This window comes from Tahibacter sp. (assembly GCF_032229445.1).
Lineage (GTDB): Bacteria > Pseudomonadota > Gammaproteobacteria > Xanthomonadales > Rhodanobacteraceae > Tahibacter.
On the sequence record NZ_JAVTWC010000034.1, the window covers coordinates 1 to 16,142 of the forward strand.

Consider the following 16,142-nt stretch of genomic DNA (forward strand, 5'->3'; position numbering starts at 1 on the left):
CGAAGCGCAGCACTTCGGGGCCCAGCGGCGTGGTCACGTTCAGGGTGCGATTCATCGTGAATCCTTGATCAACATCCAGTCAGGGATGACACCCACGCCCGAGGCGGCGGCGCGGCGCGCAAGCAGGAAAATGGGCAGGCGCGGTGACGAGAGCGGCGGGACTGCCGGATGAGAGAGCGGTATGAGCACGGACCAGACACCCATCGCGGCATCACTCCTTTGCCTTGGATTCGGATAGTGCCACCGTCATCGGTGCCAAACTGCGAGAAAGCCACGGATAAGGCGAACCGGACAGCGCCGGAATGGGAGCTCGCGATCAGGTCCCGACCGGCGCGCGCGTCCCTGTTCATACACGCCCCGTCCGCGCTGGATTCTCCCGGTCCGCGTCCGGCCTATCAAGCCTGAGCACGCACACTGCGCACGATCTTCGCAATCACCGCACACGGCGCACCGTAAACGTCGAACGTGCGCGCGCAAAGAGTAGCCGACTATCCCGCTCCTCTGCGGCGGCGGCATGACAATGCACAACCTCGATTGGTCAATAAATAGCCAAATGCAAAGTTGTGGTTAAAAGACGATCTGCCTCGGACGCCATGAAGGCGGACTCAGCGGTGGTCCATGGACATCCCGACGCCTCAGCGCCTGCAAAAGACCACTACCCGCCAGCGGCGCGCGATTCACTACGCATCCGGCCCCATGATCTCGCGCACGCCGCTGCGCCGGAACGGCTGCACCAGTTGGGCGAAAAAACCGGCCGCGATGCGCCCGTGGATGCCGATGTCCGCCGGAGGCCGGCGCGCCGGGTTGCAGTACGTACCGAACAGCAGATCCCACAGCACCAGGTTCTCGCCGTAATTGCGATTGCCCTCTTCCAGCCGCTTGGAGTGATGCCAGCGGTGCAGGCCCGGCGTGGAGAAGACCCAGTCCAGCGGCCCGGTGCGCAGCACGATGTTGCAATGGGTCAGCAGCCCGGTCACTGCGGTTACCGCGCTGATCCAGAGAAACACCGCCAGCGGCGCGCCGAGAAAATACAGCGGAATCTGCCCGAGCACCGCCTTGAAGCAGGTATCGACGATGTGGAAACGGCCGGTATTCACGACCCACAGGCGGCGCACACTGTGATGCAGCGCGTGGAAGCGCCAGAACAAAGGCCATTCGTGGGCGATTCGGTGTGCGAGGTAGAGGCCCAGTTCCGCGATGACCAGCCCGAGCACGACTTGCGCAAACAGCGGCCACGCCGCCGGCCACAGGCCGCTCGCCGGCGCCACGGCTGGCTGCACCACCAACGCCGTGGCCATGCCCAGCGACGCGGCCAGCGCCGCACCGATCTGCACCAGCCCCTTGGTGAACACGGTATGCGCGAGGTTTGCCGCCGTATCGCCGTCGTCCACCAGCCATAGCGGCTCGAACGGCATCAGCCGCTCCAGCAGGGCAATGACCACGAACAGACTCAGATAGACGGCATTGAAGGCCAGCAGAGGCCGCGCGCTGTCGAGGGCCAGATACGAACCGAACAGGCCCAGCCCGTACAGCGCGGGCCACAACAGCCACGAAAGCCAGTCCGACCATCGCCCCCTACGCATCGCTCGCCCCCTGCCCGGCCACCGGCCGGTCCGTCGCGATGTTTTCGCGTCGGCAGCGCCGCGTCAACCGGCAGGGCCTGCTTGATGGAGTCGTGCGCCGGAGAGCGACTTCCCCTGATCACGACTCAGGCGACATACACCACCGGCTCGCCGACGCCCGCGTATCGAACCTGGAGTGTGCCGGCGGCGACGTTTTCGAACCGGAGATTGCGGACGGATTTCGCCGCGAGACTCAGACCCGAAAGACCAGCAATACCGGCAGCGCAGCGTAGAAAGCCACGCGGCTCAGCGCGGCCAGGGTGCGGCGCACCGCGGCGGCGCGGGCCGGCCATGGCAGCGCCGCCAGGTGACCCGTCTCGACGACGATGCGCAGCGCCGCGGCGAAGATCATCAGACCTATGGACCAGGCGGCCCACCAGATCAGCAGCCCGGTGAGCCACGCCGCGAGCCCGTAGGTGTAGTACTCGCCAAAGGTGCCGCCAAACGCGATGTGCTGGTGCAGACGGAATGCCGGCAACGCCGGAAGCAACGGGAACAGCGCGAACTTGACCAGCGGATGATCGAGTCGTGGCCACATCGCGAGCGCGCGCGCCGTGGCGTAGTCGGCCATGCGTGTCGAGGCCGCTCCGATCAGACGCACAGGAGAACCGGCGCCAGCCAGCGCGCGCAGCAGCGCATGGATGTCGGCGACGGCAATGCCGTGCGCGAAACGGGCCCCGGAAGCCAGCCCCAGGTCCATGCCAGTGCCGGGCAATGGGATGCGCCACGCCTGCGCGGTGACGATCCGATCCAAGGGCACCTCGATGCGCTGGTGACCTTGCTGCAATACCAGCATTCCCGCCTCGATCCGCGCACGCGCTGCGAACGCTCGCTGAATCGCCCACGCCACGACCGCCGGCGTCAGCGTCGCCCAAATGAAAATCTGCAGTTGTGCCAGCGAATTCACCTGCAGCCCGTCGCGCAGCAGCATGCGCAAGACCAGCCACAGCAATCCGGCGCCGGCGCACACTCGCAGCAGCCCGGTCGCGACACGCCAGCCCGGCGTGAGAAGCACCACGTCGACCGCAGTAGGAACCGTCGACATCGCCGCATCGACGGTCGCACGCGAATCGGTGCCAGCCCGGCGAGCGCGCCACGCGCGCACGACCGACGCGATGGCGAGCAACAGCAGGAACGCGCCCGCCGCGCCGCCCACCCAGTCGCCCCAGCGCACCATCAAGGTCGGCGGTGGGTCGCGCAGCGGAACCTCACCCGCCAGTACGGCTCGATCACCGATCGCCGTGCTGGCCAGCACGGCACCCGTGGGATCGACGAAGGCGCTGAGGCCGTTCGTGGTCACCCGCAGCTGCGGCAGACGCGTCTCGATGCTGCGGAACGCCGCCACCGCAAGATGCAGGCGCGCCCCGATCGGGTGGTCGGTGAACCAGGAATCGTTGGAAAGCCCAACAATTGCCTGCGCGCCGAGACGCGCGCCGTCGATGGCAAGACCCGGCTGCACGTCGTCGAGACAGATGAGCGGCACCACGTTGAGCTCGCGCCCGTCAGCAGCGCGCAGCAGCATGACGCGCGCGCCCGAGCCGGGCTGCCAGCTGCCAGTCCACGGCAGCCAGCGTCGCAGCAGGGGACCATCGAGCCACGCCGGGACGTGCTCGGTAAAGAGAAACGGATGCGTCTTGCGATAGGTGCCGATCAGGCCAGTGCCGGGAGCCAGGAAGGCCGCCGCGTTGTACTCGCCCGCGGCATCGAGATCGTAGGTACCGAATACCAGCGCCACGTTCGCGGCAGCGGCGAAATCGAGGATCTCGCGGTCCAGCGCCGCCCCCTCTTCGCTGCGCGGATGTCCGAACGTGGTCGGATAGACCGTCTCCGACCACAGCAAGGCGTCCGCATGGTGGTGCTCGATGGCCGAGCGCGACAGCGCGAAGTGCGTGTCCAGCACCTCGCGCACCACGACATAGGTGCCGCGCTCACGCCGCAGGCGTTCGTAGTCGACGATGCTCGCCTGCACCATCGCGATGCGCATCGACGCCGCCGGCTCGCTCAGTACCGATTCGATCGTGGACAGACGCAGTGCGCCGTAGCCCGCCATCATCGCCGGCAGCGCGACCGCGAGCGCCAACGACCGCAGCACGTTGCGGATGCCTTCGCGTCGTTGCGCCACGGCCTGGGTCAGGGCTTCGTTGACGAGGATCAGCAGAAAGGTAATGCCGGCGGCGCCAGCGAGGTCCGCCACCTGTCGCAACCACACCGCGGGAAAAAGGCCGTGGCCCAGCGTGTCGCCCAGCAGCTTCGGCCACAGCCATTCGCAGGCGACCCAGGCCGAAGCGCCGGCGAGCGCACGCACGACTGCCCCATGACGCGTTCCGACGAGATGGCGGACCACGGCGAAGACGATCACCTGCGGCTGCAGCAACGGCGCGAGAGCACACAGCGCCAGCACCGCGGGAACCGTCCCCATGCCGGTGTAGGTATCGAGCGCCACGCCGAACCACGTGAACACGGCCACGACGAACGCGACGCTCATCAACCATCCGCTGAGCAGCGCGCCGGCGAGCGTGCTCGTGGGATTCAATGCGAGCAGCCACGGTACCAGCAGCCCGAAGCCCAGGACCCAGGCGTGACCGCCACGTGCATAGACACCCAGCAGCGCCGCACTGGCGGCGATGCCGACGAGCACGCGCCAGATTGCGCGCGGCTGCGCAGGGAACGCACCCATCAGGGCATGCCCATCAGCGCGGGCGCCTCACGGCGACGGCGGGATCGTGATCTCCCGGATCGGAAATCCGGGCGGCGCCATCTCGGGCGGTACGACCCGGTCTTCCGGAATGCTGATCTGACGACCGGATGCATCTACGAATGCGCCATCGGGCGAGAACATCAGGATGGGTTCCAGCGGCTCGCCCTCGTCGGTCACCTGGTGATGACGCACGTAGCCTTGCGGCAGCATGAAATCGTCCGGCACGGCCAGGCCGCGCAGCGGCGGACTCGTACCGGGCGGATTGAAGGCGCCCATACCGGTGTGATCGCCCATGTCGTGCAAGGCCTGGATCACCTCGGTCATGGTCGGAGCCGGATCCGTGGGCGACACATAGGTCGCGATGTCGTCGGGATCGCCGCTCGGCAAGTCGTCAGGATTGCGCGCGATGGGCATGGCTGGCATCGATGCGTTGCGTTGTGGCGCGTGCGCTGCCGTCGTGGCGACGCGCGCGGGTACGGCAACTTGCGGTTCGGTTGCCGCTACGGTGATCGTCGCCGTATCCGCGCCGCCGGTCCGTCCGGTCGCCGTGCGCGAAGGTCGCGGCGAGAGCAGCAGCGTCGCGATGCCCGCCACGACAACCGTCGCGGCGAGTACCTTCACGACGTTCGCCGCCGAAAGCACCGGGCGGCGCTCCCGGATCACACGCACACCATCGCCGTCCTCGACGGACGGCGTGGTGCGGTCGTGGCCGGAGCCGTTCACCGGTATTGCGCTCTCTGGGCGATCAGGGTGTGGCCGGATTGTAGGTCGACAGCGACCAGCCCATGCGCTCGTGCCCGAAGTTGTTCCAGATCGGACTCTTGCCGCCGGTGAAGCTGGTATACCGCGGCGCGCCGCTGCCGGTCGATCCGCCGAACAGGCCGGCGCTCACCGTACCGCCGGTGTAGGTCGGGTGCACATCGTCGGACTGGATGTAGTCAAAGCTGCTCGACGAATTCACGAAATGCGTATTCGCGTCGCGCAGCGTGGGGCGCAGCGTGGTGGTGATGCGAGTGACATAGCTCGCCTCGCTCTCGCCGGCCACGTAGCGCAGCGCGCTGGAATCGACCTGACCGTCACCGTTGCTGTCGTAGTCCGCGCCCATGTACTGCGAGAAGCTGTCGGCGCATTGGAACCCCTTCTGGCGCGCGTATTCGCACATCCAGTAGTTCATTGTCGCGATCGCCGGCAGGAAACGATCGCGCAGGTTCACCGTCGCACCGGTGGCCGCGTCGCGGCACGAACTCTGCACGTTGTCAGCGTTGTAGCCCGGGTAATAGAGATTCGCGATGACCTTGAGCCTGGTGTTGGCATGCGCATTCGCGTTGATGTAGTCCATCGCCTGGGCGACATAGGTTTTGCAGGAGTTCACCGCGTTGGTCAGCACGCTGTAGTTGCAGGTACCGGTCTGCGACTTGAAGCTGGAACGCGCCTGCAAGCCGTCGTTGCCGCACATCTCGAAGGTCACGACCCGCGTGGAACTGGCCTGCATGTACGAGCGCTCGGCCACGATCTTGTTCTGATAGACGTCCGAAGCCACCGCGCCCGACTTGGCGCGACGGATGTTCTCGATGTCTGCGTTCCACAGCGCGGAGAGATACTCCGAGTCGACCGTTGTCGCGGCGTAGCGTGCCGCGTTGCTGATGGATCCGTTGTAGCCCGCGTAGATCGAATCGCCATACGCCACGACGCGATACTTCGCGCTCGTTCCGGCGCGATCGACGGTCCACGAGACGTTCTGGTTGAGCGTGTTGCCCATGGCCTGGGTACTGAGAGCGAACAAGGCAGCAGCTGGCAGCCACCGACGGGCGGCGCCGCGGAATCGGTTGTACATGGTTGTCCCCACGAGGTCAGTTGCAGATCAGACGCGGAAACCGGACGGTCTCCGCCTTCCCAACGAAACGCAACACTCGGCATGGCGCCCATGTCGGGCTCCCCCCCTTGCCGAGGCGAAGACTAAATGTGCGCGTTGTGGCGGTCAATACGCTCGTTTGAATCTGCTCACGGTGCACTGCAACATGGAATCCGCCGGGTTCGCTCATTGTTCCGGGCAGGAAATCTACGGATGACCGAGGCCTGCCTTTGCGCAATCTGAACACGATGACTGCTCAGCAGAACGGCGACGCGGCCTCGCAAAATCCGGCCACTCAACCCTTATCGATGTCGGCCAGACATTCCCGGGAAAACGACCTGCAGTCTTCGGCTGCCAACGGATGCCTCAACACCGCCTCGGGCGCCAGGGCAAATCGCGAAGGTGGGATGGCAGCCCATGCTTTCTGGCGCCGGTAACACTTGGCTCGCATGATCCGGTCCAGCCAGCCGACTACCTGGACGCTAGGCCGTCGCTCCAAAGAGGCCAGCAGCTGATCGGCATAGGCATCGACAGGCTCTCGCTCTATGAAATCGCCGAAGGGTCCGGGACCGCCAAAGTCCAGCTGCGGGTACCGCTCGACCAAGGCCAGTATCTGTGCCAGCACCTCGTCGAAATCGTGATCGCCAAGCGCATCCATGTGCTCGTAGGCACAGTCGATGACAATCCACTTGTCGCCTTTGGCATTGGCTTCAGCTGCCGCCGCCCGAAGGATCTCGAAAACCGCATCAGTCCTTTTTTCCATTTACTGCACACATCCCGGCTGGTACCACGATCCGATAGTCGGCGGCATCGATATTGGATTCCAGGAATTCGCGAACCGGCCGAAAATATCAGGGCCGCACGCGTCATCGAAATCCAGTTGCAGGATCGTGAAGACGCTTTGGTCACCCAGCATGGCTGCACCGTAGTATTCCAACCGCGAGAGATACGAAGGCGGCGGGAAGTGCACATCAAGCGCAGCCTCCGCGCGTGCTATCCATGCCTCGGATATCTGCTGGCCAGGCGAGAACCCGGCAATGTTTCCGCTGTCGAATTCTAGCTTTTCGTACATCGGCTACTCGGTCATGGCCTCTCCGGCGTCACCGATCTGCTGGGCAACGGATTGCGCGGCAACACGCCACCGCGGGGCGACTCATCTTCGGCCATCAAGCCGTCAGAAAATCCGACAACGCGTCAAAATATGACGCAGATACGGTGCCGGCAAACTCGGTCCGTCGTGTATCGAATGCAAGCACTTTCGAGCGTCTTTCCGCAGATGCTCCGTCAAGGCACCAGAGCGCTTGGTCGTCACTCGAATAGACGACCAGATAGTTTTCGGGCAGAGCCCAATGATTTCGCGCATAGCGCGTCATGTGAACGACATTGCCCTCTTCCGATTCGGGATCAGCAGGCACGCCAAAGAAGTAGCTATTGTGGATCTCAAGCCAGCCTACTTCGCCGACGAATTCCCGATATTCCGCTGGAAACTGGACGGCCAAGGCATTCTCCGCGAGAGCGATCGTACGGGCGGGGACGCCTCCACCGATGTGATAGTCGTCGGCGTCGACATTGGCTTCGAGAAGTTCGCGAACTGATTGAGTCACGGCCTATCGCCAAGAAAGGTGCATCGCGTGATCGAGTGAAGCGCCGCCAGACACAGGCGCCGAACTGGCAAAAAAAATCCCTGAACGACGACGACAGGTAACTAGAGGTCCAAGAAGTCGTCATGCTCGCTGTAATGGTTCAATGCGCCAATGATCTCCGCGTGGGTTGCCGTTGGCTTCTGCTTGAATCCGAGATCGATGACATCCTGAAATTGCTCACCGGAGTAGGCAAACCGAAGTTCTCTGGCGACGACCTGGGCGGGATAGATTTCCTCATCGGTGTCGTTGACCTGGACATTGCTGTCGACGAAGACCTTGTCGCCCGGCCCAAAATCGTCTCCCGTTTCGGAATAGACGGCATAGTAGACGTCTCTTTCCTGTTTCTCCCTGACCACATCGATCAGGTCCTCGATCGTGACGAACTGCTGAAGCTGAAATTTTTTCATAGCAGACATCCGGTAGCTGGATCAAGTTTTCCGTTGCGCCCGTCCCTACTACCGTCCCATTCCCATCCATGGCTACGCACCGGCAACGCCATCGGCAGCTTCGATGAACTCGCCGCGCCGCGTTGCAGCGATAATCGATGCGTCGACCGTCGAAGGCAGCGCTTGCTGACGAGCCGGTCTGCCCGTCGTCAGGACAGCATCCGAATTTGCTTCAACAGAAATTCGGCGAACGACACAGCAAAAAGCTCTACCGTTCCAAACTGCAGATCTTTCCGCATTGCCGGATATTCGCCCGATTGATGCGGCGACGACAGATCGAAGTAGTAGATCTCGTCAGAAGACTCAGGCTCGAATACAACCAGACCGTCTGGTATAGCCGTCCCGTTGGCGACGTTGTTGAGCTGCTGATACACGATATCAGGGCCGCATGCGTCATCGAAATCCAACTGGAGGATCGTGAAAACGCTTTGGTCACCCAGCATGGCGGCGCCGTAGTTCTCCAGCCACCAGAGATACGAAGGCGGGAAGTGCACGCCAAGTGCAGCCTCTGCCCGCGCTATCCATGTCGCGGGTATTTGCTGGCCAGGTGCGAACCCGGCAACCTTTCCGCTGTCGAGCTCGGATTTGAGTTTTTCGTGCATCGACTGCCCCCGGTCACACCCTCTCCGACGTCACCTGGCTGGAGATTGTGGGTGTCCAGTCCCTGTCTGTCCGACTCAATCAGGCTACGTACCTTTTGAGAAACTCCGCGTACACCTCAGGGGAATTCAGCCTCTGCGCCGACCGGTTCTCCAGTTCGATGGACTCGTCGTAATCGGATGACGAGACAAAGATCACGATGCCACTTCTCATCGATCCGAAGAAACCCTCTGCATCCAAGGAAGCCAATGCTTCGATCATGGATGAATGAACTTGCTGTCGAAACCCGGGGAATGTACCCGCTTCACAGGCCGACTGGCTCGCTTCGCTCAGGTCCTCACAGATCGCGTCGAACGCTTCGGCCTTCCAGGATTCATAGGCCCATTCGCCGATGGACCACTTGTAACCCGCCATTCGCTTAGGGTCATCCACGCCGCGCTTCGCGATTTTCTCGCGGTATTTTTCGATGGAGTTCGCAGAGGGCAGAACCGTGTAGCAATCGGCGTCGGTATAAAGGATGAAGGCATAGAACGCCTCACCTTTTTTTTTCTCCATCAGGTCAGAAAACGAAGTTCTGGCCGCGGCAATGGCTCTTTCCGTCAGATCATCCAAGTTCATATCGGCTCTCAGCATCAAAGTTGAACGGTGCAGCATGATTGCGCTGCGGCATGAACTAGGGAAGAAAAACCTCTTTTCCGATTCTCTGCAATTCCTTGAACATGGCAAATTTTCCGCAGTCGCTCCTCGGGTTTATCCCCTGCGCCCGCAGATTCTGATTCGCTTGTTCGAGCTTCTTCGCAACAAGCTCGGCGTTTTCGACCGAATGTCCTTTGTTGGGCGCCCACATCAATGCGCCGACCTCGTTCACCGGATCCACGCCGTACTGTTCCACGACGGCGCGACTCCGTTCGAGAGCGGCTTTCATGTCAGGAAGGTGATCGAAGTCGCCCTTGAATATGATGTGGTGCCCATGCGGCCTTTCCATGTCCCCCGGCTTTGGGATACCTGCCTTTATCAGCAGATCACCCCAGCAACTGAGGCCCAGCGGATCGATCCACTGAACCGGATTTGGGGCGTACAGGTAGATATTGTTTCCGCCCAGCAATCCGATGGGATCCTGACTGACGAACCTTCCGACATCGGGGTCGTAGTAGCGGAAGCGGTTGTAGTGCAAGCCGGTTTCGGCATCGAAATATTGCCCCTGGAACCGCAGGTTCTGCACGACCGGAGCGGACTGCTCCCCGCAGATCTCACGCAGCGTGTTGCCGTCACGGATCCAAGTTCGCTGAGGCGGCGTATCGATCGACGCAACCGCGCCCCAGGCACTGTAGCTCGCGCTCCAGACGACGTTGCCGGCGTCGTCGGTCAGCTCGCGCGGCGTTCCGAGATGATCGGCGTGGACGTGGAAGATTTCTGCCACCGCGGGCGGTGCAGGCGACTCGGTCTCGGACCCCACCTTGCGCAGCACTTTCTGACGACGTCGTTCGATCGCAGCCCACTGCTCGGGGTAGCGGTCCTTGAGGCTCAACCACTCCTGCGGCAACGGTGAAGCCTCTGCCGGTTTAGTCGGCGGCGCTGCACTGCGCACCAATGCCAGCGGGATGAAATTGTGTGGTTCATAGAGATACAGCGTCTGACTGCCGGCGGTGCGCTCGAGCAACAACCGGTTGCCATCCCAGGCAAAGTGCGTCGCGTCGACATCGTGGCGCGCAACACGCGCGGTTTCGGCGGCAGACCCGGCCGCATCGTTCGCCGCGACTCCGGGCAGCCGGTACTTCGCCACGCGCCGCCCGAATGGGTCGTAGTCGTAGCCCCAGGCTTCATGCACGAGCACACCGCGCTGGACGCGGGTGATGTGCGCGCGATCCAGCTGATGTTCCGCATCCCAGCGCAACATGCGGATCTCGTGTGCACCGGAGCGCTTCTCGATGCAGTTACCCCAGCGGTCGTAGCGATACCGGTGCTGCTGGTAAACGCTCAGGCGATTGGTCCTGGCGTCGTCCCAGTGTTGCGGATCGGTCGCGAGCTGCTCCGGACCGAGCAGCGGGTTGAAACCTGCGCGGCCGACGTTTTCCCGCAGGTAGGCTTGCCACTCGATGTCGGTCCAGACGCGTTTTGGCGCTGCCGGCACTGCGCCGGTCGCACCGTCATCGAGGAGATTGGACGCCGGATCGAACGCGAAGCGTTCGTTGCCGGCGGCACTCACCGCGGCAAGCAGACGCCCCGTTGCGTCGTACTGATAAAGACTTCGGCCATTGCGTGCATCGTCGATGCTCAGCAGCTGACCGTTGCGGTCATAGCGATAGAGGCGCGCGATACCCGGTTCCGCCGACGGAATGCCGCTCGTCGTCCTGACGTCCTGGCGCAATACGCGGCCGAGTGCATCGCGCTCGTAGAAGGTCTGCAGCGCGCCCTGCTGGCGCACGGTTTCGCGATGCAGCGCGTCGCGCTCGAACTCGCAGACCGTAGCGTCGTCCAACGTGATCCGGCTGACATGGCCGGAACCGTACAGGTGATGCATGAGCACGCGACCGTCGGGCAATACCGTCCTGTAGCGGTTGCCGAGTCCATCGTAGGCGTGTTCGATCGTGCTCGTCTGGCCGCCGCGCGTGCAAGTGATTTCTCGCGCCAGCCTGCCACTCGCGGTGTAGTGAAGCTCGACGCGCGCGTATCGGTTGCGTGCCCGCACGAGCCGACCGTTGAGGTTGTACGTGTAGCGGCTGTGCCGCAACTCGGGTGCGTCGGCGTCGCCAGGCTTGACGCTGATCTTGTCGATCAGACGTCCAAGCAGGTCGCGCTGATAATGCTTTCGCTGGATCGTGTTCTGCGCCGGCGCCATCCACGGTTGCGCGTCGGCAACGCCATCGGCCGATTCGACGAGTTCGCCGGCCGCGTTGTAGCGATAGTCGATGCGCCGTCCATCGAACCCGCGCTCGCTGATGAGCCGGTCGGCTGCGTCCCAGGCGAAGCGATGGATCGCGCCGTTTTCGTTGGTCAGCGCGCACAACCGGCCATGCACGTCGTACTGGTAGCGCAGGCTGTGTCCGAGCGCGTTCTCGCGCACGAGCGGCTGCCCGCCGGCCGCCAGCACGTAGCGCGTCGGTTGGCCGTTGGCATCCATGTATGCAATCAGCCGGCCGAGCGCATCGTAGGCGAGGCGTTCGATCGCACCGTCCGGCAGCGTGATCGCGACAACGCGATCCTGCCGGTTGATGCGCCGGTAGTCGTAGCGCGTGGTCGCGCCGAGCGCGTCGGTCGTCGCGATGCGGTTGCCGCGGTCGTCGTAGGTGTGGCGCGTCGGCTGGCCGAGGCAGTCCCGGTACTCGACGAGACGGCCGCTGCGGTCGTAGCTCAGCTGCATCGTGCCGCCACGCGCGTCGTGGATGCGCTGCGGCAGGCCCCGTGCGTCGAGCTCAAAGCGCGTGACCGCCCCATCCGGGTCGCGCGACTCGATCAGATTGCCGCGCACGTCGAAGCGCTGCTGTGTGGTCTGACCCAGCGGATCGGTGAGCGCGCTGGGGCGCCGGCTCACGCCGTCATAGCTGAACTGGTGGCTGGTGCCGTCAGGACGATCGATGCGAATCGGCCGTCCGACGTTGTCGTAGCTGTAGCGCGTGCGGCGGCCCAGCGGATCGATGACGAGGGTGAGGTTGCCGTGCCCGTCGCGGTGGTACTGCGTGTGTGCGCCGTCGGGTGTGATCACGCCCGTGAAGTAGAAGCTGTCGTCGTAGCAATACGTCGTGACGCGCCCGCTCGCGTCAATGACGCGGTTGCGTCTGGCGGACAGATCGTATTCGAAACGCAGCGTCTCGCCGGTCGACAGCGTATTCGCAAGCACGCGGCCGCGCGGCGTCGTCACGTCCCATTCGTAGCGTGAGACCAGGCCGCCAGGTTCGGCGTGTTCGATCAGAAGGTGATTCGACCAGTTGAACGTGCGCACGACGGCACCGTCGCCATCGACGACGGCGGCGAGATCGCCGGCCGCGTCATAGCGATACTCCACGAGCGTGCGTGACGCGGCGAAGCGGCCATCGGAGTCCGGCTCGCCGAGCAGTTCGTCGACACGCAATAGACGCGGCGACGGCGATGCACGCATGGGATCGTAATGCAGCCCGACGTGCCGGCCGTCACTGGCCTCGACGACGTACGGCCGGTCGTCGGCGGCATAGTGCAGGCGCAGCCAGTTGTCGTTCGCGTCGATCAGGCCGAGCAGCACGAGTGTGTGCGCCTGCGGCGGACGATCGTCCGTCGACGCGGCTCCATGCTCGATGCCGGCGGCTTGCAACGCCTGTTCGAATTGCTGCACCTGGGCTCGTTCGAGGGCGTCGAATCCGGCCGCTCGGGCGTGGTCCGAAGGCGCGAGACCGAAGATCAGGCGCAGGCCGTCGGGCGTAACGAGTTCGCAGCTGTTGCGCGCGGTGCGCCGCAACGTCGACTGCTCGTGCGGCGAAAATCGCTGGCTTCCGACCGCGATGCGCGGGAAAGCGATGCGCCGTCCCTGCGTGTCAATGAGCACGAACAGGTCGGCTTCGATCTCGACGCGAAAATCCAGCGGCAGGCTCCAGCCCTGGCCGAGGCAATTCTCATGCGCGTTGCTGGACACATACGTGCGCTGCCAGCGCAGCGGCAGCGGCGAGTCGATGACGAAGTCGAGATCCGCATCGCCCACGAGGATCTTGCAGCCGAAGATGGTATTGACCGGCGCGCCCTTGATCGGACAGTCCAGACACGGGATCGGCTTTGGCGGTCCGTCGACGGTGTCGCCTTTGGGCTTTTCCGGTGGCTTGCCATCCGGCGTCTTGTCGACTGGCGGTGCATGCGGCTTGTGGTCGGGGCCCGGGTTCGGCTTTTTCTTCGCGCGGCGCATGATGTCGCCGATCTTGTCGGCCAGCTTGCCCAGGCGCGGGCCGGCCTTGGCGACCATCGCGCCAACGCGCGTAGCGGCGGACGCCGCACCCTTGGTGACAAGCACATCGACGGCGACGGCTGCGGCGGCTTCGGCCACGGCGACCTTCGCGGTACCGTACATTTCTCCCATTTGCACGGACATCGGACGCTTGTCGGCCAGCATCGCGGCGAGCGCATCGCGCATGTCGCAGGTCAGCTGGCCCAGCGTTTCCAGCAGCCATTGCTTGCACGCTTCATAGACCTCGTCGTAGTCGAGGTTCATCAGCGTGTCGAGCGCTTCCGCGCCCCACTCGTAGGCGGCGACCGCACCGTCCTTGAGATCAGTCAGGATCTCGCCACTGCTGACGTAGTCCGCCGCACTCGCGATATCGCGTGCGGCGCCGCCGTCGAGTACGTATTCGATGCCTTGCGACGTCTTGTCGACGGCCCAGTCGTAGGCGCCGACGAACCAGTCGCCGATGCCTTTGGCCTGCGACGTCAGCACGTCGGCGACCGCCTTGTCGGCGGCATTGTTGAAATTGATCAGGAAGTCGAGCGGCGCGGCCTTGAACTCATTGGCCATCCGTTCGGCCAGCGCGGCAACCAGCGCTTCGATCTCGGCGCTGCACGAAGCTTCCGGCCCCGACAGCACGCCGCAGTTGATCGCGCCGGGCACGGGCGGCGCGGTCTTGGAGAAGATCGTACCGGTGTGGCCGTGGGCCGTCGCGAAGCTGGCCTCCACGGGGTTTTCGCGCAGGCATTCCAGCGGGACGAACAGCTTGTCGCCGGTCGCGTCCGGGGCGAAGGACATCAGCAGGAACAGCGGCGCCGCGTTGCCGTTGGTCTTGGCCGCGGTATTGATCGCGCGGCTGAAATCGACCATCGGCAAGGTCGGCACAGCACGCTTGCCGAACGGTGTCGCGGAGAACGCCGGCGAGACGACGGTTGCGAAATGCTTGCCGATCCTCTCGGCCTTGATTGCCTCAGCCACGGGCCACCTCGCCCGACAGCGGCTTGCACGGCGCGCAGCGCACCTGGATCGACGTCAGCGCGTCGTTGTAGGCGACGATGCGCTGGAACCGCAGCACGAGGTGCTGGTTGTCCAGATCGATCGTCACCGTGTCGAGGTTCATGTCCATCGCCTCGCGGTGATGGTCGGCGAATTCGCCGACGAGCGCCGGTTCGAACGGCGGTATTTCAAGGGTCACCGGCCTGCCGGGCCGCAGGTTCACGAGCGAGATTGTCGAGCCGCGCTTGAGGAACGTATCGCTGCGCTGATCGCTCGGCGCGGTATTCCAGTAACGCATATCCATGTCGAGCGGGATGGATGCCGAATCGGCCGTCCAATTGCCGATGTAGCGGGCACGCTCGGGAAAGAAGCCCGGGACCGGACCAAAACCGCCGACACTCACATCGCGCCCCAGATCACTTACCGCACCGTCCCAGCTTTCGATCTGCGGTGCACGATAGACCTGACCGGTGTCGGGCCGGCTGCGACCCAGGAAACCGCAGCCATGCGGATTGGCTTCGTAGAACTCGCCGTCCTCGAAGTGCGCCTTGCTCGCATCGACCACGCCGCCATAGGCGTTCTCATAAAGCAGCGCAACTTGTGTGCAAGGCTCGGGTTCCGACAACGTCCAACCCGACAGCAGGCTGTGGCGCCAGCTGCGTGGCCCATGGAAGCGCAGCCGCTTTTCGCGTTCGCCGATCACGAGCGCGCCCGCCCAGCTGCGCGTCGGCCTGCCGTCGGGCGGCCGCACACTGCCGGTCACAAGAATGTCCGTCGTCGGCTTGTACGGAATCAGCTCGCTCGCGAGGAGTAGGCTCGATCGATCCGGCTGATCGCGCCAGACATCCTCGCGGGCGATCTCGGGCTGGCGTGGCACGGAATACAGACGTCCCTCGTCGTCCCAGCGCACGGTCACTTTCGCCGTAACGCAGTGGTAGCGATTGCCGTGATAGAAACGGTGCTCGACGGCCTGCACCGGGTACAGGCTCTGGTTAACGACGACGGTCATGAACGCATCCCTCAGTTCAGATCGATCTTGTCGCTGTTGATGTCGACGATCGTGTCGCCTTCGATCAGCAGCTTCACGCCCTTGAGCGTGATGTTCCCGTTCTCCTCAAGCACGAGTTTCGACTGGCCGATCTGCAGCAGGATGCTCTTGTCGTCCATGACGATCGTGCTCTTGCCGCCGGCAGTCAGCGTATAGACCTTGCCGACCGTGGCCGTGTGATTCTTGCCGATGGTGTCGGTGCGGCTGACGCCGACGACGCTGGTCATCATCATGCCGACGTTGCGCATGTAGCCCAGGCCGACATTCGTCATCTTGCCCAGGCCCACGTTCTGCATCGAGGCCATGCCGATGGTCTCGGTCTTGAACTTGCCGACCT

Annotated in this window: 12 protein-coding genes and 1 pseudogene; all 13 read right to left on the minus strand. The window is 63.8% G+C overall.

Annotation, left to right across the window (positions count from 1 at the left end; translation table 11 throughout):
- Nucleotides 1–680: 680 nt before the first annotated feature.
- A complete protein-coding gene (locus RUU78_RS07380) occupies nucleotides 681–1,583 on the minus strand; it encodes a sterol desaturase family protein (RefSeq protein ID WP_313915157.1) in 903 nt (300 codons plus the stop codon).
- Between the two features lie 232 nt (nucleotides 1,584–1,815).
- Entirely contained in the window at nucleotides 1,816–4,299 is a 2,484-nt protein-coding gene (lnt, locus tag RUU78_RS07385; RefSeq protein ID WP_313915159.1) for an apolipoprotein N-acyltransferase, read from the minus strand.
- A gap of 27 nt (nucleotides 4,300–4,326) precedes the next feature.
- Nucleotides 4,327–5,043 carry a hypothetical protein gene (locus RUU78_RS07390; RefSeq protein WP_313915161.1) on the minus strand — a complete coding sequence of 239 codons (717 nt, stop codon included), beginning with the start codon at nucleotides 5,041–5,043 and terminating at the stop codon, nucleotides 4,327–4,329.
- 22 nt (nucleotides 5,044–5,065) lie between these two features.
- Nucleotides 5,066–6,103: an SGNH/GDSL hydrolase family protein gene (locus RUU78_RS07395; RefSeq protein ID WP_313915163.1), complete on the minus strand. Its 1,038-nt coding sequence runs from the start codon at nucleotides 6,101–6,103 to the stop codon at nucleotides 5,066–5,068.
- Nucleotides 6,104–6,467: 364 nt separating this feature from the next.
- Nucleotides 6,468–6,935, minus strand: a complete 468-nt coding sequence (locus tag RUU78_RS07400) for a hypothetical protein (protein WP_313915164.1) — start codon at nucleotides 6,933–6,935, stop codon at nucleotides 6,468–6,470.
- The gene (locus RUU78_RS07405; protein WP_313915166.1) at nucleotides 6,936–7,244 is read right to left on the minus strand and encodes a hypothetical protein; all 309 of its coding nucleotides are present in this window, start codon (nucleotides 7,242–7,244) and stop codon (nucleotides 6,936–6,938) included.
- 94 nt (nucleotides 7,245–7,338) lie between these two features.
- Entirely contained in the window at nucleotides 7,339–7,776 is a 438-nt protein-coding gene (locus RUU78_RS07410; RefSeq protein ID WP_313915169.1) for an SMI1/KNR4 family protein, read from the minus strand.
- Between the two features lie 101 nt (nucleotides 7,777–7,877).
- Nucleotides 7,878–8,222, minus strand: a complete 345-nt coding sequence (locus tag RUU78_RS07415; RefSeq protein WP_313915171.1) for a hypothetical protein — start codon at nucleotides 8,220–8,222, stop codon at nucleotides 7,878–7,880.
- 188 nt (nucleotides 8,223–8,410) lie between these two features.
- On the minus strand, nucleotides 8,411–8,863 hold the full coding sequence (locus RUU78_RS07420) for an SMI1/KNR4 family protein (RefSeq protein WP_313915172.1): 453 nt from the start codon (nucleotides 8,861–8,863) through the stop codon (nucleotides 8,411–8,413).
- A 79-nt stretch (nucleotides 8,864–8,942) separates the two neighbouring features.
- Nucleotides 8,943–9,515 (minus strand): DUF4303 domain-containing protein, encoded by a 573-nt coding sequence (locus RUU78_RS07425; protein ID WP_313915174.1) that lies wholly within the window; start codon nucleotides 9,513–9,515, stop codon nucleotides 8,943–8,945.
- 19 nt (nucleotides 9,516–9,534) lie between these two features.
- The gene (locus RUU78_RS07430; RefSeq protein ID WP_313915176.1) at nucleotides 9,535–14,739 is read right to left on the minus strand and encodes an RHS repeat-associated core domain-containing protein; all 5,205 of its coding nucleotides are present in this window, start codon (nucleotides 14,737–14,739) and stop codon (nucleotides 9,535–9,537) included.
- Nucleotides 14,732–15,766, minus strand: a complete 1,035-nt coding sequence (locus RUU78_RS07435; RefSeq protein WP_313915178.1) for a DUF2169 domain-containing protein — start codon at nucleotides 15,764–15,766, stop codon at nucleotides 14,732–14,734. Before RUU78_RS07435 ends, RUU78_RS07430 begins: the two co-directional genes overlap by 8 nt.
- Before the next feature lie 11 nt (nucleotides 15,767–15,777).
- A pseudogene (locus RUU78_RS07440) lies at nucleotides 15,778–16,142 on the minus strand (hypothetical protein); the annotation flags it as partial.

Coding starts and splice junctions, on each gene's coding strand:
- RUU78_RS07380 (WP_313915157.1), bottom strand. CDS start 1,583: ATGCGTAGGGGGCGATGGTCGGACTGGCTTTCGTGGCTGTTGTGGCCC.
- lnt (WP_313915159.1), bottom strand. CDS start 4,299: ATGGGTGCGTTCCCTGCGCAGCCGCGCGCAATCTGGCGCGTGCTCGTC.
- RUU78_RS07400 (WP_313915164.1), bottom strand. CDS start 6,935: ATGGAAAAAAGGACTGATGCGGTTTTCGAGATCCTTCGGGCGGCGGCA.
- RUU78_RS07405 (WP_313915166.1), bottom strand. CDS start 7,244: ATGTACGAAAAGCTAGAATTCGACAGCGGAAACATTGCCGGGTTCTCG.
- RUU78_RS07415 (WP_313915171.1), bottom strand. CDS start 8,222: ATGAAAAAATTTCAGCTTCAGCAGTTCGTCACGATCGAGGACCTGATC.
- RUU78_RS07420 (WP_313915172.1), bottom strand. CDS start 8,863: ATGCACGAAAAACTCAAATCCGAGCTCGACAGCGGAAAGGTTGCCGGG.
- RUU78_RS07425 (WP_313915174.1), bottom strand. CDS start 9,515: ATGCTGCACCGTTCAACTTTGATGCTGAGAGCCGATATGAACTTGGAT.
- RUU78_RS07435 (WP_313915178.1), bottom strand. CDS start 15,766: ATGACCGTCGTCGTTAACCAGAGCCTGTACCCGGTGCAGGCCGTCGAG.